This window comes from Nocardia thailandica NBRC 100428 (assembly GCF_000308795.1).
GTDB lineage: Bacteria > Actinomycetota > Actinomycetes > Mycobacteriales > Mycobacteriaceae > Nocardia > Nocardia thailandica.
This window is the reverse complement of record NZ_BAGK01000067.1, coordinates 14,341-34,867: the sequence shown is the minus strand read 5'-3', so window position 1 is coordinate 34,867 and position 20,527 is coordinate 14,341. Positions and strand designations below refer to the sequence as shown.

General features: G+C 70.9%; 14 protein-coding genes. 2 read left to right on the top strand and 12 right to left on the bottom strand.

Translation table 11 applies throughout. The annotated features are described in order from the left end of the window. Positions 1 to 669: 669 nt before the first annotated feature. Genes ON36_RS07325 through ON36_RS07310 form a run of 4 tightly spaced genes read right to left on the bottom strand, consistent with a single transcriptional unit; the run spans position 670 to position 8,787 of the window. Positions 670 to 1,911, bottom strand: a complete 1,242-nt coding sequence (locus ON36_RS07325; protein WP_043649384.1) for a TIGR02679 family protein — start codon at positions 1,909 to 1,911, stop codon at positions 670 to 672. Beyond that, positions 1,911 to 6,038, bottom strand: a complete 4,128-nt coding sequence (locus ON36_RS07320) for a TIGR02680 family protein (protein ID WP_043649381.1) — start codon at positions 6,036 to 6,038, stop codon at positions 1,911 to 1,913. Before ON36_RS07320 ends, ON36_RS07325 begins: the two co-directional genes overlap by 1 nt. Beyond that, positions 6,035 to 7,243 (bottom strand): TIGR02678 family protein, encoded by a 1,209-nt coding sequence (locus tag ON36_RS07315; RefSeq protein ID WP_043649379.1) that lies wholly within the window; start codon positions 7,241 to 7,243, stop codon positions 6,035 to 6,037. The genes ON36_RS07320 and ON36_RS07315 overlap by 4 nt, the downstream gene beginning before the upstream one ends. Further along, positions 7,240 to 8,787, bottom strand: coding sequence for a TIGR02677 family protein (locus ON36_RS07310; protein ID WP_043649376.1), 1,548 nt, complete (start codon positions 8,785 to 8,787; stop codon positions 7,240 to 7,242). Before ON36_RS07310 ends, ON36_RS07315 begins: the two co-directional genes overlap by 4 nt. Before the next feature lie 297 nt (positions 8,788 to 9,084). Between ON36_RS07310 and ON36_RS36870 the strand changes: the two genes are divergently transcribed. Together ON36_RS36870 and ON36_RS07300 are read left to right on the top strand one after the other, a co-directional pair. Continuing rightward, on the top strand, positions 9,085 to 9,537 hold the full coding sequence (locus ON36_RS36870; protein WP_083884963.1) for a TetR/AcrR family transcriptional regulator: 453 nt from the start codon (positions 9,085 to 9,087) through the stop codon (positions 9,535 to 9,537). A gap of 50 nt (positions 9,538 to 9,587) precedes the next feature. Next, the gene (locus ON36_RS07300) at positions 9,588 to 10,670 is read left to right on the top strand and encodes a hemerythrin domain-containing protein (protein WP_169334682.1); all 1,083 of its coding nucleotides are present in this window, start codon (positions 9,588 to 9,590) and stop codon (positions 10,668 to 10,670) included. A gap of 644 nt (positions 10,671 to 11,314) precedes the next feature. Here ON36_RS07300 and ON36_RS07290 read toward each other — a convergent pair. The 8 genes from ON36_RS07290 to ON36_RS07255 all read right to left on the bottom strand — a co-directional run bounded on the left by ON36_RS07290 (position 11,315) and on the right by ON36_RS07255 (position 20,475). Next, a complete protein-coding gene (locus tag ON36_RS07290; protein WP_043649368.1) occupies positions 11,315 to 12,391 on the bottom strand; it encodes a HEAT repeat domain-containing protein in 1,077 nt (358 codons plus the stop codon). Positions 12,392 to 12,404: 13 nt separating this feature from the next. Continuing rightward, the gene (locus tag ON36_RS07285) at positions 12,405 to 13,169 is read right to left on the bottom strand and encodes a phosphoribosylanthranilate isomerase (protein ID WP_043649366.1); all 765 of its coding nucleotides are present in this window, start codon (positions 13,167 to 13,169) and stop codon (positions 12,405 to 12,407) included. Between the two features lie 386 nt (positions 13,170 to 13,555). After that, entirely contained in the window at positions 13,556 to 14,869 is a 1,314-nt protein-coding gene (locus ON36_RS07280) for an AAA domain-containing protein (protein WP_043649364.1), read from the bottom strand. Between the two features lies 1 nt (position 14,870). Next, positions 14,871 to 16,337 (bottom strand): hypothetical protein, encoded by a 1,467-nt coding sequence (locus ON36_RS07275; protein ID WP_043649361.1) that lies wholly within the window; start codon positions 16,335 to 16,337, stop codon positions 14,871 to 14,873. 43 nt (positions 16,338 to 16,380) lie between these two features. After that, complete coding sequence (locus tag ON36_RS07270) at positions 16,381 to 17,466, bottom strand: hypothetical protein (RefSeq protein ID WP_043649358.1); 1,086 nt, start codon at positions 17,464 to 17,466, stop codon at positions 16,381 to 16,383. Continuing rightward, on the bottom strand, positions 17,463 to 18,620 hold the full coding sequence (locus ON36_RS07265) for a hypothetical protein (protein WP_218001171.1): 1,158 nt from the start codon (positions 18,618 to 18,620) through the stop codon (positions 17,463 to 17,465). The genes ON36_RS07270 and ON36_RS07265 overlap by 4 nt, the downstream gene beginning before the upstream one ends. A 58-nt stretch (positions 18,621 to 18,678) precedes the next feature. Then, positions 18,679 to 19,038: a hypothetical protein gene (locus tag ON36_RS07260; protein ID WP_043649355.1), complete on the bottom strand. Its 360-nt coding sequence runs from the start codon at positions 19,036 to 19,038 to the stop codon at positions 18,679 to 18,681. A gap of 15 nt (positions 19,039 to 19,053) precedes the next feature. Continuing rightward, complete coding sequence (locus ON36_RS07255; protein ID WP_043649352.1) at positions 19,054 to 20,475, bottom strand: WGR domain-containing protein; 1,422 nt, start codon at positions 20,473 to 20,475, stop codon at positions 19,054 to 19,056. Positions 20,476 to 20,527 lie beyond the last annotated feature (52 nt).

The following is a 20,527-nucleotide window of genomic DNA, read 5'->3' as shown; positions in this document are numbered from 1 at the left end:
GGTCATGGGCGTGGAGTCGCGCCGTGACACCTCGTGTCCGGCGGTGGATTTCGTCGATCGGTCAGTGCGAGCGGCGCACGATGCGGCGGGCGAACGCACGCAACCGCGGGCAGATCGACCGCTTCGGCGATGCGGGCGGTGCCGGCGCGGCGGGCGCGGTGTGCGGCGACCACGCCGGGTGTCGGCACTGGTTCGTTCCCCAGCGGCAGGTCGAGACGGATCGGCGCGCGCCCCAAGGTGTTTCGTCCGCCGGGGGTGACCTGCGATGCCAGGTACCGAACCAGCGTCGAACTGGTCAGATGCCGGCCGTGGCGGGCCGTGCACTCGTAGCTGCGCTTCTCCCGGCGCCCCGGTCCGGGGTCCGAGGTCGGAGACCTGAGCCTGGACAGCGACGCCGTCGTCCGGGTCAACACCTACTCCAAAACCCTGGGCCGCGCCACCGACCCCGACCTGGACCTGTCCGCCGTCCAGACCCGCGCCCTGGGCACCGACTTCCCCCTCGGCCGCTACTTCGACCCCGCCGACGCCGTCCACTACACCGACCACCTGCGCCTCGGCTTCAGCAACAACACCGCGGAGAACTTGCGTATCGCCGCCGACAGGCTGGGCCGGGCGCTGACCACCGGCTGGCCTCTGGAGACGCCACCGGTCGTCCCTGAAATCGAACGCTCAGCCGAGTTGTCGCGTGAGATCGCTCAGCAGGTCGTCGATCACGTGTTCCTCCTCGATCTGAGCGTCGCGGGTGCTCATCGCCGATCGCAGGGCCGGGTCCCACGGTGTTTCCCGTGGGGTGCCCCGCAGAGTGGCGAGGGCGCCGTCGGGAACCGCGGCGAGATAGTCGGTGGCGCCGAAACGCCAAGGGCGCCAGGCGTACCGGCGGCGCAGAAAGGTCGCGATGGCGATGCCGGGCCAGTCGAAGTCGCCGTGGTAGACCAGTTCGGCGCCGGTGGCGGCGAGCTGGTCGAGCAACGTGGTGACCGCCGCGCCGGGCTGGCCCTCGGTACAGATCAGCGGCGGGCAGCCGGGACCGAGCCGGTCGGCGGCGGCCGCGACCACACTGGGGTTTTCGCAGAGGTAAACCCGAGGACCGGGAGCGAACACCGGTGGGTCGGTGATCAACTGTCGCAGGGTGAGAACGAGCGGCTGTCCGGTCTCGCGCCAGAGGCCGACCGCTCGCCCGGCCGGTGTGCTCGCTTCGGCGGACAGGCCCAGCGTCAGGACCCGGCTCGACAGTTCGTCGACGACAATTCCCGCACTCGCCCAGACGGTGCGACGATCGGCGGTGTCGGGCAGGTCGCTGAGGGCGGTGAGGGCGGAGACGATCAGGCCGGTGACGGGCTGATCGGAGTCCAGTCGATGGGCGTTGCCCAGAACCCGGGCGGCGAAGACCGGCAGGGCCTCCCGTCCGGTCGGCACGCTGGTCAGCACGGTGTGAGTGTCGGTCAGCAGCTGCCGTGCGATGTCCGGGTCGTTCCCGCTGACCCGGCGCAAGGTGCCTCGGTCGCGCAGCCGCTCCCACCACGCGGCGAGAGCGGGTAGGTCGGCGGCCAATGCCGCACCGGGGGCGCAGGCCAGCGCCCAGCTCTGCTCGGCGGCGGCGGTCGCGGCGGCGCGGGTGGTAATCGGGCCGGTCAGCGCGATGACCGCGCCCGCGAGATCGCCGGTGTGGATTCCGCTGTGGGACAGCACTTTCGCCAGCCCGGCCAGTGGCACCGTCACCGATCCGGCGCCACCGGGTTTGCGGCCGAGCAGTCCGTCGATCGCGGCGCGTTCGGCCGGAGTCGGGTCCGCGATCCGTATCGATCCGGTGAGTGGGCGGTCACTGATCAAGCGCTCGCGCAGTCGGGCCAGCAGCCGGGCGGTGTCGGGGCCGCCGAGGACGCGCCGTAACCGCGCCAGATCGGTGGCCATCAGAACAATCCGCCGGGCTCGGATATCGCCGCGCTCGTGGCCGCTGTCGGCGGCACCGGGTCGACGCGGCGGCGTGTGGTGCCGTCCCATTCCCACTGGGTCACCAGGACCGCGTCGACATCGTCGGTGCGCGCGAGCTGGGCGATGGCCAGGCCCGGCACTTCCGGATAGCAGCCCCATTCGCGTTCGCTGGTCATCACGACGTCCAGGTCGAAGGCGGCCAGCAGGCCGAGATATTTGGCGCGCGCGTTGTCGTCGACTCCGGCGAAGGCCTCGTCGAGCATGACGAGCCGGGGCGCGTGCGGATCGGTGGCCGAGGCGTAGTGCGCCGACGCCGCGGCGAACAACGGGACGCTGGCGGCGAGCACCCGTTCACCTCCGGAGGCCGGGCCGACCGCCGGACGCCACTGCCCGCGCTGCTGCAGTTCGATGACGAAGGTGTTCCAGCGGCGGTAGTCGAAAGCCGTGGTCAGGTGTTCGAGCCAGGTGCCCGCGGTATCGGCGGTGCGCACCCGATCTATCTCACGCTGCAGGAACTCACCGACCGCGGCCCGGTCCTCGGAGTTCCACACATCGGCGCGGCGCCGCAACTGGGCCAGCGCGGGTTTCGCGCCCACGGGGGCGTCGCCGCTGGGCACCCAGCGCAGCCGCAGGCGCATCCCGGTACTGGTCGGCCGGGACTCGAGTTCGTCGTTCATCCGCGCCACCTGGGTCTCGGCGGCCAGGATCAGGTCCTGCAGCGCGGCGGCGACCTCGTCGACCAGATGGTTCTCCAGGATCTCGCGCTCTCGCTCGGTCAGCAGCCGGTCCCGGTCACCGACCTCCCGGTCGAGGGTGGCGGCCAGCTCCGAGACGGTCATCGTGCGGCCCCGGAAGCCGACCTCGGCGACGATGCCGTTGTCGCGGAAGGTGATGGCGGCCGAATTACCCTGTGCCGACAGCAGATCGGCGAGCCGCTTGTGTTCCTCGGTGACGCGGTGCTGGGCGCGGTCCAGGGACTTGTCGTCCTCGGCGACCTCGCTCAGCGCGGTGTCGGCGGCGCGGGCGAAGGCGATCGCGGCCGCGGCCGACCAGGGTTCGCCGGCAGGCAGTCCGATCTCGGGCACGGCGATCGCGAACAATCCGGTCGCGGCGAAGCGCGCCAATTCGGTGACGGCGGTATCGCGAGTGTGCCGTTCCTGGTCGAGCAGTGCCGTGAGTTCGGACAGTTTGCCCTCGGCGACACCGATGGCGCGCAGCGCGGCGCCCAGTTCGGTGGACAGCTGGGTCCGCAGCGACGCGTTGGCGGTCAGGTCGTGGCTGTTGCGGGCCAGGTTTTCGCGCAGTTCCTCCACTTCGGCGCCGACATTGGCATCGAGGGTGCGGAATCGCTCCTCGGCGCGCAGCACCTCGAGCCGGGCTTGCTCTGCGGCCTCCGCACGGTCGACCAGGCGTTCGCGGGCACGGGCGTCGTTCTCGGCGGCGCGGGACTGCCGCAGGTGCGCGTCGCGTGATCGCTGGATCGCCGACCACACGGTGCCCAGCGCGAGGCGGTACTCGGTCAGCGACTCGGTGATGGTGTCGAGAGCCTGGACCATCACCGGCAGCCCGGCGTCGCCCGCGTCCCGATCGAGGTCCGTGAGCGCTCGTTCGGCTGCCGCCTCGGCGGCCGCGAGTTCGGCCGCCGCCTCGGCGTGATCGGCGGTGAGCTGGTGGCCCCGGCGCTCGACCTCGGCGGCGTGGCGGTGCGCCGCCTGGACCGGTTCGTCGGTGGGCAGTCCGGCTGCCTCGGCGCTCAGCAGTGCGGCCCGATCGGCCAGCCGGGCGCGCTGCGCGGTGAGTTCCGTCAGCTGGTCGACGCACTGTTCGAGCTCGGCTTCGAGCACCGCGATCCGTTCCCGGCGGAACCGCTCGCGGGCCGTGGCGCCGATGAACTGCGCGCTCGGCTTGTGCCACGCACCGTCGAGGACACCCAGTCGGAACCGGCCCGACGGGTCGACCCAGGTGTGGTGGCCGCTCGTCGCGCCGAGCCCGATGGCCGACAGGACGGCGGTGACGGTCGCGGCCGAGACCGCCGCGGCCCGCGGGTCGGTGGTGTCGATGTCGGGGCCGGTGATCGAACTCAGGGTGCGGCCGGGCGCGGGCATGTCGCCGGTCACGACGACCTCACCGGTGCCGGTGCGCAGTACTCCGTCCGGGTGCACCCACGCGTCCAGGATTCCCGCGGCCTCGAGCGCTGCCTCCACCCCGGCCCGATCCGGTTCGGCCACTTGGTCGCCGAACGTGATGAGCTGCCACAGCGGCGCGCCGGGGGTCTCGCCGGCGGGAACGGCCCGGGTATATCGGGCGGGCGGGTGTTCGATACCGCCACGGCGCAGCCGGTTCAGTTCGGTCTCGAGGTCACGCCGGGTAGCCGTCACCGCCGTCTCCCGCGCGTCGAGCGCGGCGTCGGCGCGGGCGAATTCCTCGCGGCGCGCGGTGACGAAGGCGAGCGTGGCGGCCGCCACCGGCGACAGCCCGGCCGGGATCAGCGCCCAGTCACCGAGATCATCGAGCAGTGCGGCCTGCTCGGGCAAGGTCAGTTCGCTGGTTCCGCGCAGGTAGTCGGCGGTGGTGGACCCGAAATCGGCTGCCGCCGAGCGGATTCGGCGCTCGGCGTCGACGGCGGCCGTGGCGTGCTCGGCGCGTGCCGTATCGATGCGGTCGAGCCGGGTCCGGCCGCGGCGCACCTCGGCGGTGGCTTCGTCAGCGGCGGTGATCCGAGCACGGACCTGGCGGATGGCGGCAGTGTGCCGGACCACCAGCGCGTCGGTGACCGCGCGCAGGGCGGGCACGGGGTCGGCGCCCGAGGCGGTGGTGCCGGTGGCGATCTGCTCGAGCGGTCCGGCGACCTCGGCGGAGTGGGCGGCGGTGAGTGCGGCCCGGGCCGCCTGATGTGCTGCCTCGGTGCCCGCCGCGGCCAGGGCCTCGGCCGAGTGTTCGACGGCCGCGGCAGCCTCGGCGAGTTCGGCGGCGTCCCGGTCGGCGCTCGCCGTGGCCTCGGCCAGATCCTTGCGGCGGGACCGGTCATCGGCGCGGGCCTGTTCGGCGGCAGCCCTCGACCGCTGGAGTTCGCGCGCCGCCCCGGCGGCGGCACTGTCGTTGAGCGACTGCCGGTGCACGGTCAGCCGCTCGTGCTCGTCCTCGGCGGACTGTTGCTGCGCCCGGAGCCGGGTCTCGGCGTCCGTGGCCACCTCGAACGCGGCCTTGGCCTCGTTCATGTCCCGACCGACCTGTTCGTAGCGGGAGTGGGCCTGCCGCAGCCTGGTGGTCTGCCGTCGCGCGGCCACGCCGGCGTACTCGCGGTACTGGCGCAGGAAGGTGTCGGTACCCGAGAGCGCCGCCTTCATCTCCTGGAGTTCGTCGCGATCCTCCTGCAGACTGCGGAAGGCTTCGGCGACATCGGCGAGGATCGCCTGATCGATCGGCGGCAACGACTCGGTCAGCGCCTGCGAAAGCACCTTCTCGCTCGGCTTCTTCGACAGCTGCGGCTGCCGCAACTGGATCAGCAGATCCACCAGCGCCCCGTAGCGGAGTTCGCCGAGCCCGAACAGGTTCTCGTCGACCGCCCGGCGGTAGGCCAGCGCGGTGTCGTAGCGCTCACCGTTGCCCTGCAGCTGTTCGCCGAGACGGTCGCGGGCGACCGGATAGCCCTGTTCGCCGACCAGCCGCAACTCGGCGCCGACCCGCCCCGAGGACACGAAAAACCAGTGCGAGGCGATCCCGCGGCCGCGCACCGCTTTCAGACCGCAGCCGATCGTCCGGAAATGCGGGGTGCCGTCGGGATCGACCCGGCCGAACTCCAGCCAGGTGTAGCCGATCCGCTCGGTGTGCGGATGCGCACCGCCCAGCAGTAGGTTCCACTCCATGCGTTTGCGTGGGTCGGCGTCGGGCTCCACCCGGTGCGGAGAGAGATCGCCGTCGAGCAGAAACGGCAGCAGCAGGGCGAGAACCTTCGATTTCCCCGCACCGTTGTTGCCGCGTAACAGCAGCCTGCCGTCCCGGAACGGGAACTCCTGCTCGTCGTAGTAGAACATGTCGGCCAGGCCGGCGCGCAGCGGCTTCCACCGGGCCGAGACAGGCTGGGGCAGTGGGCGATACGAGGTCATCGTGGCTTTCCGGTTTCGACGATGATCGGGGCGGCGACCCGGTAGCGGGCGATCGCGGGCAAACCGGCGATCCGGTCGTAGTCGGCCGTGGCGCGAACCAACCGCAGCGCGGTGAGTTTGGCGAGCGCGGTCCGGACCAGCGCGGCGGCCGCGCCCGGATCGGCGGCGGTCGAGCGCCAGATCCGCTGTCGGACGAACTCGGCGGCCTGGCCCTGGATCAATCGTTCGAGGTCGCCGATCGGCACCTCCGATCCGGGCGCCGCCGCCAGGTATTCGGCGACCAGCAGGGTCACGTGTCCGTCGGTGCCGGTTTCGGGCATCCGGACGTCGGTGAGGTCGTCGGCGGGATCGACCATGGCGATGCCCTCGGCGCGGACCTCGGCGGCCAGTCCGGTGAAGTCGGTGATGCGGCGGCAGATCGCGGTGCGCTGACCGGTGAGGTAAGCGGCCTCCTCGGCCGTGAGCCGGTCGTAATACAGGACCGGCTCATCGAGCAGCAAGCGGGTGATCCGGTGCCGGATCGCCCGGGTGCGCAACTCGGCGGTGGCCGCGGGCGGCTCGTGGGTGAGTGCCGCGGCGCGATCGGGGGCACCGAGCAGCGTCGACGGACCGCGCGCGCTGGTCAGCAGTAGCGACATGGTGCGCCTGCGTACGTCGTAGAGCACGTCGCCGACGTTGTCGACGAACGAGTTCTCCTCGCCGACCACGCGCGCCAGGACACCGAGATCCAGCAGCAACCGGGCGACGGCAACCATGTCGGCGCGTTCGTCGCGGCGTTCCATGGTGAAGACCAGCCCGGTGGCTACCAGCGCGGGATCGGTTGCCGCGAGCATCACCTGTTCGGCCAGTCTGCCCAGCGTGATCTGCTGATCACTGCGCTCGAGCACGGCCAGCGCCAGGCAGGTCAGCACATACCGGCGCCGGCTGAACGGGAGCCGTGCCCCGCCGACCTCGACGGCGGGCCACCCCGGATCGGGATCGAGGCCGGACTTGGCCAGCCGCACCGCCTCGGTCGTGGACACCAGCCGCCACCCGGTTTCGGCGTCGAACCATTCCCGCAGGTCCTGTTGATGTTTGGTGACGAGAACGAACAGCTCTCGGCGCGAACCGGAGGCGTTGAGGAGCGGGTATTTCAGCAGGGCACGCGCGGCTTTGCGGCGCTCGGCCGCCCGGCTCGTAGTCAGGGCGTCGTCGAGACTGTTCATCCGGCATCCCCGATCAGGTCGGTGATCTGCAGCAGATGATCCGGCCCGCGGAAGACGCCGACATCGGTGACGATCTCGGCGGTCGTCGCGGTCTCGAGCACCTGCAACCGGATCGAGAGACTGCCGTCGGAGGTGGTGGTCTCGACGACATCGGAACCGGGGCGCCGGGCGGTCAGCGCGTCGCCGAGCAGGTTGAGGAAGAGCCGGAAAGCACCCTCGTCGAGCCGACCGACATCGGAAAGCCGCAACGGCGCGGCGGCTTTCGCCAGCAGGGCGGTGCGGGCCAGCCTGGTCTGCTCGGCCTCCTTGCTCGCCATCTCGGCCAGATACCGCCGTTGCTCGGACCGATCGATCACCTTGTTGGCCCGGCCCCTGCGCTCATAGGAACCGGTCTTGCGCAACCGCGGGCTGATCTCGATCGCCGGCGCCGCCGCCCAGGTGGTCGCGACCGGAACGGCGTCGGCCGCACGCGCGTCCAGTGTGTCGGCGTCCACGGTGAGATGCCGCGAGTGCTGCAGCCCGAACGCGGCCCGCCACAGCGTATGCCGGGCATTGTCGTCCGTGGCCTCCGCGAACCACAGCGCCAGCGTCCGGAAATCCGCGGAGCGGTCGGATCGGCCCGCACGCCGGTCGTTGAACGCGGCCACCACCGTGAGCAGCCGCGGCACAGCCGAACGGGCCTGGTTGCGCAGCATCGTGGCCTGACTGGTGTGACCGGCCCGGGTGACGAACCACGCGTGGAAACCGTCCCAACGTTCACCCCACAGCAGCCGCTGCCGGGCGAACGCGCGCTCGCGGAAGTCCTCGGTGCCGTCGGGTGCGGCGTCGGCGGCTTCGCGTCGGGCCGCGATGTCCAGTAACGCATCGGTGGCCAAGGCGTCGAGTTCGGTGATGAGCGAGGCGACTTCGGCGCCGGTGCCGACCAGATCCTTGATGAACCGCTCCAGGTAGTCGATCAGCCGATCCTTGTAGGCCAGAAAGGCGTCGACATCGCTGTCGTGCGGGTCGAGGACATCCTGCAGCGACCCCATGAAGGCCTGAGCGTTGTCGGCCAGGTCCTGGAAGCGGCCCGCCAGTGCCATCAGCAGCAGATGGGTGCGGGCCTCGTCAGGTTCGGGTTCGGCGGCCAGCACCAGCAGGGCCCGCAGCTGGGTGACGATATCGGTCAGCGCGACCGACTGCAGGGCGCCCCGGCGGCCGAGGGCCGTGTCGTAGGCGGCCAGCGCGGTCTCGGCGGCCTCGCCCTCCCTGGTGAGCTGATACAGGAATCGCGCGCGGCGGAACTCCTCGACCGAGGTCACCCTGGCGGTGTCGGGGTCGGCGCGCAGATTGCCCCACTCACACAGCTGGGTGAGAGCGCTCACCAGCGTCTGCTGATCACAGTCCAGGTCGGCGGCGCGAAGCGCGGGGCGTAGATCGTCCGGACGTAGATGCACGGTGAACCGCCGTTTGGCGGCCGTGAAGGCGGTGAGGACCGCTCGGTACAGCTCGGCATTGGTCGCGCCGAGGTGCGCGAACGGCCGCGGCGCGTCGTCAGCTTGCACAGAAGTCTCCCGGGAAAGGTCGGTCGATTCTATCCGTGGGTGACGACACCATCTCCGCGGGACGACCTGTGCCACGGCGGTTGCCGCGACGACGACCCCGGAGACACGCGCGGGCCGCCTGCTGTCCACACCGCCCGGATCGAGCGGTTCCCGGTCGTGTCGCGGACGGTCGAGCCGGTGATGCGCGCGCGGCCGATCGAATGCCGAACCGGGATTGTTTCCATTACATGCCGGTTCTAGAAATGTTCCGTGGTCGACTGCGGTACCCGTTGCCACAGTTCGCGTCTGCGTCGGAAGATGGCATCACGGACGCAGGAATTGATAGTGAGCGCCGCGGCGGCGTTGTTCACCGAGCGCGGCTGGGGCGGCACCTCCATGCGGGACATCGCCGAGGCCGCCGGATGCTCGGTGGAGATGGTGTACGCCAAGATCGGGAACAAGGCGGCGGTCTTCGGAACAGTGATCGACCAGGTTGTCGTCGGGGATGCGGAACCGGTGAGTCCGGCGCAATGGGACTGGGCGAAAATCGACCAGTCACCAGGAGAATATCTCGCGGACCGAACTGGCGTCCGCGGCGATCGGCCGGCCGTTGACGCACATCGAGGCCGCCGGGATTCAAGGTGTGTTCAGCAACGAGATCTTCCACCTGCTTACACAGCACAGTGGCAGGACACGAGAGCAATACGAGCGGTGGGCGGCCGAGGCTGTCGTGCGGTTGCTCGACCTTCACGAGGAGTAACAGTGTCATGACTACACAGGCCGACACCGGCCGACCCGCAGATACACGAGTGATGGGAATAGTGCACTCGGCGTTGCGGCGGGATCTGTCCCGAGCGCACGAGGTGCTCGAACGGTGGCCGTTTCCGCAGGACGCGCAACGCGTCGCGGTGGCCGGGCACCTGCACTGGATGATGGACTTCCTGCACCACCACCACGAGTCCGAGGACGAGCACCTGTATCCGATGGCGTGTGAGCGCAACGAGAGCGCGCGGCCACTGCTGGACCGGATGGACGCCGACCACCGGACGATCGAACCGGCGATGACGGCGCTCGACCGCGCGGCCACCCACTATCAGCACTCGCCCGAGGCGCGCGAGGAAGTGGTGGCCGCGCTCGACGATCTGAGTGCTGCGCTGCTGCCGCACCTGCAGCGCGAAGAGGAACAGATGATGCCGGTGGTGTCGGAGACGATCACCGAGGCCGAATGGCGGCACTGGGACGACGAGTACAACATCGAGCCGCTCGGCCCGATCGAACTTTCCGATCAGGGGCTGTTCATCCTCGACGGGCTCGAAGGGCAGCGCCGTGACGCGATCACCGAACTCGTGCCGCCGATACCGCGGTGGTTCATCCTGCACGTCATGATGCGGCGGTACCGGCGGCAGGCGTTCCGGCGGTGGCGCAGCGCGGAGTTCTCGCCGCTGAAGACACCGCTGCGGGGTATACAGGAGGCGACCACATCCTCCTCACCGCGGCAGGTGTGGGATGTCCTTACCGACGTGACCAGGGTAGGGGAGTGGAGTCACGAGTGCCGGACCGCGCGCTGGCTCGACGGGGACACGCACGCGGTGCCGGGAGCGCGGTTTCGCGGCACCAGCACATCCGGCTGGAAACGGTGGAGCCGAGACTGCACCTTCACCACGGTCGACGCGAGGCACGAACTCGCCTGGGTAACGCACGGCGGGATCTGGGGCGACGCGACCGAGTGGCGCTACCGGCTGACACCGACGACCGAGGGCACCGTGATCACGCAGGCCTACCAGGTACTGACGATGCCGTGGTGGTTCGACCGGGCGGTGTGGGTGCTGATGCCGGCCCACCATGACCGGCGGCCGGCATTGCGGGGTGATCTGGAGCGACTGGGTCAGGTGGCGGGGGGTTGACGAACGGCTCGGTACTGTGTGGCCGAGGGACTTTCGTCGAACTTGAAGGAGCTCGGTCACCGGTTCCGTGTTTCGGCCCCTGATGGAGTACAAGACCGGGTACGCAACGACAGGCCTGACCGACGGCGGACAGTCTCGCGTCGCGTGACCGCACGCCGGCTCCACGACTGCTGCTACGCGGCGAAAGCCGCATCGACAGCGCGGTGTGACGGTGAAGTGGAGCGGCGGACTGCGGAAGTTTCTGACCGCTACGCTGTAGCGGCGTCGAACTCGATCGAGGGGTTCACGGTGCCGACCGTCGATGTCGAGGACCTGGTAGGGCCGCCGAACCGGAACGGGACTCTGCAGGAAGCGGATCGGGTGATCTACCTGCAGACCGAGATCGACGGTATCCGGGTCGGGAGACCTCCGGCGCCGGGATAAAAGGATCCAACCATCGCCGCCGAAACCATGCTCGCCTCGACGAGCACGCCCGTGTCGAAATGCCGGGAGTGCCCCATCACGAGAACAGTCGAGCTCTTCGACGGTGGTGAACCGGTGAGTTCGATATTGGCATCTACCGTGGACCGACGGGCCTGCGGTTCGGGGGCAGGTCGATCGGTGTCGTGGCCAGTATTGATGAGCGGATGCGGAGCCGACAGCAGTTATCGTGCCCGCCGCAACTTTTTCATTGTCCGCTCAGCGAGCTTGCGGGTGTAGGGGTCCGCGTCGTTCGTGAACGGCTCGATCAGTTCGGCAGTACCGGGTGATTTCAGCTTGCCCAGAGCGTCGATGGCGTAGTTCCGCGTCGCCGCGTCGCCGAGGTATCCCGCAGCCACCGTGGTGGCGAGTGGCTGTGACTTCTGCCTACCGACATATTCCAGGAGTCCGGCCGCGACCTCGTTCGGACGCGGTTGCGCTTCGAACAGTCCGAGGATCAGATCGAAGTCTGCCGGTCCGGCGACGGTGGCGAGCGCGCGGGCCGCGAAGTAGCTCTGGTCCTCAGGCAGGGGAGGGTTTCGCCGAAGCTCGGCGACCAAGATGTCTCTGGCTCTGCTGTTTCCGCGAGCAGAGCGGTCGTTGAGGCTTATGAGCAGGCTGGTGTGCACAGCCCGCTTGTGACTCTCCGGTGAACCCGTGACGCCGCGACCTTCTGCGCCGGGGATTCGTTCGTCGAGGTGCTCCAGCCAGTCCACCACTATCGGAACTGCCGCCGGTAATGGACGCAGTTTGCTCAGCGGGCTGAGCTCATATGTTCGGATGCCCACGGCCGCCAGCTCCTCGACCAGCCGCAGCTCGAACCCTGTCTGCCCGTCGACCAACGACGGTGGCAGGTTCTCGAGCCAATCCGCGCGGTCCGGCATCAGCGGATACGGTCGGTGGACGATAGGAGGATTACCCAGGCTGTCCGGCATTGTCGTCGGGTCGTATCCGGGTGGAGGGGCCGCGGCACTCGGTGGCGGGACCGGGGAGATGTTCTCGGAAGCATGGTGGTCGGCGATGATCCGCATGCCGATATCCATGACCTCTTTGCGGTACCGGTAAATCCGCTCGATATGCTCGTCGAGTTCGCGGCTCCAGCGCCCTCCGTCCTCGGTGAGCTGTGTCCGCCCGGATGCTCGACGAGCGACAGAGGCCAGATCTGCTGCGAGCCGGGTCAGCTCAGCGGCGATAGTGATCAGCTGCTGCGCGGTCCCGACCGGATCGTCCGGCGGGTGGCTTCCGGAGTCGGTGCCTGTCACCTCGGGCGCTCGATCAGGAGCGGGAAACGAGCGGTGAGCGAACGGCGTTCGCGAAGGCGTCGCAGGCGCTCCGGGCCTTGTCGCCGCGCGCGTCGTCGACCCCGGAGTTGACGTCGACGCCGTCGGGGCCGACTACCGCGATCGCCTCCGCGACGTTGGCCGGGGTGAGGCCGCCTGCGAGGTAGACCTCGGTACCGGAGCCACCCAGTCTCTCGACGATCCGTCTGCTGATCGTCCAGTCGTGCACGAGGCCGGTGCCGCCGAGCCGGTCGGCGGTGCGGGTGTCGAGGACGATGGCGTCGGCGGTGTCGGACGCGGCTATCGCGTCATCGATGGCGGACTCGTCCATGACGTGGACCGCGCGCACGACGGCGGGCCGGTGCGCCGAGCCCGCTGTCGCGCGGACTATCTCGGGGAGGACGTCGGGGCCGATCAGACCGTGGACCTGGATTTCGTCGACGCCGAGCCGGTCGGCCAGTCGGACGATCGCGTCGGCTTCTCGGAGGTGGGTGACGAGCACAGTGGCGACGGCGCCGCGGACGCGCTGCGGCGCCGGTCCTTCCTTGTCCGGCACTTCCTCCGTGCTCCGGGCGAGCGTCTTCGTCAGCCGCACGAGCCGCTCGGCCGCTGCCTCCTCGAGTGCGTCCTCGGTGCGGTGGGTCTGCCCGCAGATGAAGCCGACCGCGTCGGCGCCGGCCAGCAGTGCCGTGCGGACGTCCCGCTCGGACCGGAGCCCACAGAACTTGACGCGGACGCGACTGCAGTCGGGAGCGCTCATGGGCACGAGGCTAGTCCTGTGTCGTCGCCGGTGTGCGTCGCAGCGGCCGAGTCACCGTTCTCCGCTGGCCCGGGCCCGGTGGCGGGAATTGCCGCCGGAGCCTACGACATTCGTCGAGGAGACATCGCGGGAGATCGGGGCGGCCGATCTGGGGATTCCCGCGATCGACCTCACCGAGGACTGGGTCCGTAAATACGGGTTGTGACCCCGTGCCTCATTCGAGGCGGCGTTCCTCTTCCTTCTCCAGGCGGTCGCGTTCCTCCTGGCGGCGGCGTTCCTCTTCCTCGATCTTCTGTTCGCGCGTGTTCTTGTCGGACATCGTGCTCCCGTCGTCGTGGCTGATCGAACAACGGGGACCATCGTAGTCCGATCGAGCTGACCTGGGGTTATCCGGCGCGGATGGTGTGGGCGGCGAGGTGGCTCAGGACGGCCTGGTTGGCTTCCCAGCCGTCGGGGAACTTGACGGGGACGCCGAGGTGGACGGGTTCGGCGGAGGGGTGGGCGTCGAGGAGTTCGGGGATGCCCGCGCGGCCGACGACGATGCAGGCGTGGCGGTGCCGGGAGGTGAGGACGCAGAGGCGGCCCGCCTCGAGGTGGAAGGAGCTCGCGTCGCGGCGGCCCGACAGGGGGTGCAGGACGACGGTCAGGTCGTATTCGCGGCCTTGCAGGCGGTTGGCGGTGTCGACGGTGACGGGCTCGGCCAGCGTGCCGCGGAGGGCGAGGCGGATGGCCTCGGCCTGGTCGCGGTGGGCGGTGCCGACGGCGAGGCGGTCGGCGGTGACGGGGTGGGCGCCCTGTTCGGAGGTGGCGGTGGCGCCCCGTTCGAGGACGCGGACGGTGAGGGCGGCGACGGCGGCGACGGCTTCGCGGTCGGTGCGCAGGGTGTTGCGGGAGGGGAGTTCGTAGAAGGCCCAGCCGGAGTCGGCGGCCTCGTCGAGGCAGCGGTCGAGCGGGGTGCGCAGGCCGCGGGTGACGAAGTCGAGGCGGCGGGTGCCGGGGGCGGTGCCCGCGTCGAAGGGGGTGAAGGGGTAGAAGGCGCGGGAGACGACGGGGGCGGCGCTGGCGGGGAGGCGCCAGGAGACGGGGAGGCGGTGGATCGGGATGTGGCGGTCGCGGTTGTTGGCGAGCATGACCGAGACGGCGCTCATGGTGGGGTCCCAGTCCAGGCCCGCCCAGCGGTCGGACTCGACGGTGGCGAAGGGGTCGAGCTGGCCGGGGTCGCCGACGAAGAGGCCGCGGTCGAAGCGGCGGGCGATGCGCAGGAGCATGTCGGAGCGCATCTGGTACGCCTCGTCGACGATGGCGTGTTCCCAGGTGCCCTCGGTGAGGGTGGCCCACTTGGCGGCGGTGCCGATGACGACGGTGCAGTCCTCGAGATCGGCGGCCTTGGACGAGTCGCGGACGGTGGGGAGGTCGATGCGTTCGGCGCGGCGGTAGCCCTGGGCCGAGAGGCGGCCGATGCGCAGCTCGGGCTCGGCGGCGGCGAGGCGGGCGATGAGGTCGTCGACCTGTTCGTTGGTCTGGGCGACGATCATGCGCTGGGTGCCGTCGGCGGCCAGCTGGCGGGCGGCCTTCACGACGAGCGTGGACTTGCCCGCGCCGGGCGGCGAGTCGACGACGATGGCCTTGTGGGTGGGGTCGGCGAGGTCGGTGAGGATGCCCGCGACGGTGGTGTCGGCGGCGTGGGCGGCGGCGGACATGTCAGGGCTCCTCGATGAGTTCCGGCGGGCCGCCGTGGGTCCACGGGGTCTCCTCGGGGGCGGGCAGGGCGGCGGGGCGGAAGTTGCCGTTGGGGCCGAAACGGGCGAGGACGATGCGGTCGCCCTCGCCGTTGACGGTGCCCTCGGCGGGCGTCGTCGTGCTGCGGCCCATGCCGCCGCTCAGCTCCAGGACGAGCACGTCGTCGTCGAGTTCGAGGACGGTGGCCTGCTGGCCCTTGACGGCCGTGTTGTGCAGGACCTCGCCGATCGCGGGGGTGAACGGGTCGGTGGTGGTCACGCGGAGCAGCGGGCGCAGGATGCGTTTTCCCTTGTCGCTCACGGTGGTCCGGGTCGGCTCGGCGTCGATCACCTCGGCCAGGCAGGCGTTGCCCGCGAGGCGGTGTTCGAGCATGCGGTAGGGGTCGTCGTAGGCCATGGCGGCGGTGAGCTTCTCGAGCGCCTGCTCGCGGCTCAGCAGGCGGCGGACGGCGGCGACGGCGGAGTCGCGGCGGGGTTGGGGCGTGCTCTCGGCGAGGGTCTCGGCGTAGAAGGAGAAGGAACGCACGTCCTCGGCCCAGCGGTGCGCGACCGACGCGCCCTCGGGCAGGGCGCGCAGGAGCGCGATGCCGTGCCACATCAGGGCCCAGGTGGGTTCGAGCTGGGTGCGCAGGGCGTGGTCGAGGCGCTGGACGGCGCGGGCGCGGGCCACCTCGTCGGGGGCGGTGTCGTAGGCGGTGATCAGGGGCGCGAGGACGACATTGTCGAAGCCGGGGTCGGTCGCGGGACCCGCGGGCGGGCACAGCGTCGGGTCCTCGGCGCGGGCGGCGGCTTCGGGGCCGGAGAGGCCGTCCGGGGGCGCGATCCAGCCGAGGAGCGCGGCGAGATTCGCGTCCTCCAGGGCGGATTGGCCGGTGGTCCAGTGCGTCGCGAGGTGGGTGGTCAGCGGGGCGAGTGCGGTGGAGCCGGGGTGTTCGGCGCGGTCGCAGAACCAGGTGAGCCAGCGGCCGAGCAACGGGATCGACTCGGCGACGGCGTCCTCGCCCTCGGTGCGGCGGAAACGCAGGGACCGGCCGAGCAGCTTGAGGAAGGTGACCGCGGCCGGGCCGGGCACCCAGATCTGGGGTGCGTCGACGCAGCGGTCGATCGTCTCGTTGGTCTTCTTGTCGATGACGACGGGTTCGGTGTCGTCGGCGAAGCCGATGATGTGCGGGAGCAGGATCGCGGCCAGGTCCTCGGCGAAACGCAGGCGCAGCACGCGGTCGCGGGGCTGGGGGACGAGGAGCAGGCGGGCGTCGTCGGGGGTCGTCCCGGCGAGCAGGGCCAGGGGCGCCGCGGCCTCGCCGGCCAGGCGCAGCGGGATGAGCACCATCGGACGGTCGGCGAGGTGGCAGTGGCGGACCGTCGCCGTGGGCTGGGCGCGGCCGGCGCGGGCGGCCTCGACCTTGGCGAGCGCGGACAGGACACTCATGCGGGGATGCCCTTCCGTGCCCGCGGGACGCGGTCGCCGGCGTTCACGCGATCTCCTGGCGCAGCCGATGCGCGGTGCGCAGCAGTTCGGTGATGTCGGTCTGGTCCTCGGTGGGGGCGAGGACGCCGCGGGCCAGGCCGAGGACGGTGTCCAGGTCGGTGAGGCCGCCGAGTTCGTCGCAGACGCCGCGGCCCAGCGCGTCCACCGATCCGCAGGCGCGCGCCTCGGCGCGGCAGGCGAAACCGAGCTCGCAGGCCGAGAGGCACTCCGGGGCGAACCGGGCGGGGATGGCCGAGACGACCTGCTCGAGGTGCGGTCCCGGCTCGAAGGTGGCTCCGGCGGGGACCAGGTCGATGAGGTCGGCGATGGCGGTGAGCCGCGAGAGCTGACGCGAGACGACCGCGATCTGCTTGCGCAGGTCGACCATCGTGGCCACGGGGCGGTTGGTGAAGTCCCGCGTGCACACCAGGATCACGTTGTGGGAGACCAGCTTGTCCGGGTCGGCGCCGATGTCCTCCAGCAGGCGGCGCAGGGCGACCACGTAGACGGCGGACTGGCGCGCCGCGGCGGCCACCTGGGCGGGGTCGGCCTGGCCGTCGACCACGGGGAACGACTTGATCTCCACGACGTGGAACATGCCCTCGATCTGCAGGGCGACGACGTCGGGCTCGAGATAGGCGGTGGCGCCCGCGATGTCGAGCCGCAGCAGGGGATGGTCGAACAGGGTGCCGACACCCGTGTCGAGGGCCTGGGCGAGCAGCTGGCGGGTGCGCTGGTAGCGCACGGCGTTGCCGGTGTTCTCGGCGACCGAATTCAGGTCTTGGTAGGCGACTTCGGGGATCGTCAGGCCGAGCGTCTCGCGCAGCAGGGCGAGGAGTTCGGCGCAGCCGTTGGCCTTCACCACCGACTCGAAGGAGTTGCCGCGGGTGATGGCGAACGAGGACTGGCCGAACTGCGGGGGATGACCGAGCTCGCGGGCGAGGGCGGCCTTGTCGACGGCCGCCGCGTCCAGCAGGGCGCGGCGCGCGCAGCCGGGATTGGCCGTCAGCGCGGCGATGGTGCGGGCGTTGTGGCGCATCGCGGGTGCGGCACCGCGCAATTCGTCCAGCCGGGCCGAGAGTGTGTTCATCCCACCTCCTCTTGTCGTTTGCCGGCCACGGTCAGCCGGACACCGAACAGCTGGGCGGGGTTGTCGAGCTGCTGGGCCGCCCGGTGCGCGGCCCGGTCCCGATGGCGCGCGTCGTCTTCCTTGTGTACCGCGAGTTCCTGCTGCGCGGCGTGTTTCACCGCCCTGGCGTCGATCGTGTCGGGGGTGCCGGTCACGCCGGGGATCGAATTGGCGAGGCGCCAGATGAGGCGGCGGGCCTCGGGGGTCGGCTCCGCCTGGGCGTCGAGGTGCTCGGCGAGGCGGATCGCGGCGCTCAGCAGGTCGACCCGCGGGCTCAGCGGGCCGACCACGCGCCGGTGCAGGGGCCAGGTGCTCAGCGCCATCAGGCCACGCGCGGGGGCGAGCAGGTCGGCGGTCAGGGCCGCGCAGATGTAGTACGGGCGGGCCAGCGGCGCGGCGCGGAAGGAACGTTCCTCGTCGCGGCGCAGGCTGGTCAGCCGGGCGGGCACGATGTCGCCGGAGTAGAAGGCGGCGTGGACCTGCAGGACCAGCTTCGGGGCCGAGGGCGCGCCGAGCAGGGTCAGCGCGCGGTGGACGTGTTCGCGGACCGGGACGCTGGGGGCAGGCGTGCGGGGGGTGGTGGCCTGCCGACGGTCGGCGTCGGGCCTCGTCGGCGGGGCGGCGGGCCGATCGCGGACGGAACGCAGCAGCCGGCGGGAGACGGCCGAATCGCTCTGTGCCGTGGCGGAATCCGGGTCGCCGGGCCGCGGCGGCGACACCGAGGTCGTGGTCTGCCCGGCGGACCGGCCGGGTGGGCCGGAGGGCTCCGGGTTCCAGGCCGCCGCGGCGGGCGCGCCGGTGGCGAGGGCGCGGTCCGGACCGTCGGCCCGGCCCGACGCGGTGGTGGGGTGGTGCGGGCTCGCCGGATCGAGGGACGCCGAGTGGGGTGGGGACGTCGGTAAGCCGGTGTCGGCGGGACGCGCGGGCGGCTGCGGGAGATCGTCGGGAACATCGGCGTCCTCGCCGAGAACGGCCTCGTCCCAGGCGGCTTCGGCGACGCGCAGTTCGCCGCGCAGGCGGCGGGCGGAGACGCGGTCACCCGAGGCGACCGCGCGCCGCACGGCGGTGCGCAGGTCGGTGATGCGGGCTTCCAGCAGCTCCGCGGCGTCGGGCATGGGTGTGAGCGTAGGAGGCACTTCCAGTGTTGTCCAGTATTTTCCAGTGAATCGGGGGCTATCGGTCGAAGGCCGCGCGGAGGTTCGCGTCGACGAGGACGGCGATGCGCAGGCGCCAGTGGTCGAGCGTCGCGTCGTCCGGGACGGGATCGTCGACCAGGACGGTCCAGCGCAGGAACGTGCCGCCGCCCGCGCCCGGATCGATGTCGAAGCGGACGACGGCGTCCGGGCGCGCGGGCCACAGGGAGCTCCAGACGACGAAGTCGACGGCGCCCGCCTCGAGAATCCGGGGCATCCGCTCGTCGGGAAGCAGGTCGAGCCACGGCCGGGCCGGGTCACGGTCGGGCCGGACCAGCGCGTCGAACACGGCGTGCGGCGGCGCGGGGAGACCGCGCCGCCTGCTCCCGATCGGATGCATGCGCGCAGCGTAGTGCTAGCCGAGGCGGCGGATGTCGCCGCGCACACGGTAGAAGCCGCCGCGGGCGGATTCGGTGACCGCGTCGACCACATAGCGGGCGCCCGCCTCGCGGATGTCGCGGGGGAACTGGACATTCCAGCCCGGTCGGTAGCCCGGGGAGACGACGTGCACGCGCAGCGAACCGCCGTGCTCGACGCATTCCACGACGATGCCCGAGCCCGCCTCGGTGGTGACCTCCACGGTGCTCGACGCGGCCACCGCCGAGATCTGCGGTGCCTTCACCGAGACGGTGGAGGGCAGCACGCCCTGATCGGCGTCGCGTATCGCCCGCTCGCTCACGTCGAGGCAGGCCAGGGCGCCGGAAGTGGTGACCAGATACAGCTTCTCGTCGTGGTACTGCATGGAGTAGGCCGAGCCGCAGCCGGTGGCCAGCTTCCACAGGCGGGCGCCGTCGGCGTCGAAGCAGTACACCGAGGAGTGCGAGTCACCCGCGAAGACGTAGCGGCCGTCGGGGGAGGCCGCGCAGGAGAAGACCGCGGCGTCGCACTGGTAGACGCGGGTCGCGGCGCCCTGCTTGGTGATCTCCTCGACCCGGTTGGCCGAGGTGCCCGCGTAGACGTCGGAGGTCTCCTGCCAGCCGAACAGCACCGCGCCGCACGTGGGCGAATGCCACTGGGTGGCACCGGATTCCAGGTGGTACTTGGTGACGCCGGCGCTGTGGCCGTGATAGACGCCGGTGGCGTCGAGGCGCACCATCCAGCCCGAGTTGCCGGTGCTGCGGGCCGACCAGAGCGACTCCTCCTCGTGGTCGATGACGGTCAGGCCGCCCGCGGCGTCGGACGCGGCGAGGATGCCGTCGTGGATGTCGAGCCAGTAGACGTCGTCGGCGGAGACGTCGTACGCGGCGCGCGGCACCTTGCCCGACAGGTCGTACACGCGGCCGTCGTCGCAGCCGGCGTAGATCCAGAAGTCGTCGGCCACCAGGCATTTCACGCCGTCGGGCAGCTGGTAGCGGCTTGTCACCTCGCCGTCCGGGGTCAGCGTGAAGACCTCGCCGTTCTCGTTGCCGACCCAGCAGCGCTGCTCGTCGACGAAGATCCCGAACGCGGCGGCGCCGGAATCGAAGCGCCACAGCACCGGCGCCGACTTGGCGGTCGAGCGCCGGCTGGTGATGACCCGGCGGGTCACCGACCGGCGCTCGCGCGCGCCCATCACCGCCGGGGCGTACCCCTTACGGACCTTCTCGTCGATCTTCTTCCGCGCGGCCGCCTTCGCCTTGTCCTCGGTCGCGAACGAACTCGCCTTCGACTGCCCCTGCTCCCCGATCCGCCCGTAGCGGATGTTCACCTGGGTGCCGGAGACGATCACCTCGTAGAACTTGTGGGAGGAACCGCTGTCGTCGGACAGTTCCAGGTAGGTGGTTTCGGCGGTGGCCATGGATCCTCGCTGCGTTCGTGCGTGTGACGGTTGCGCGAAAAGTAGCAAGGGT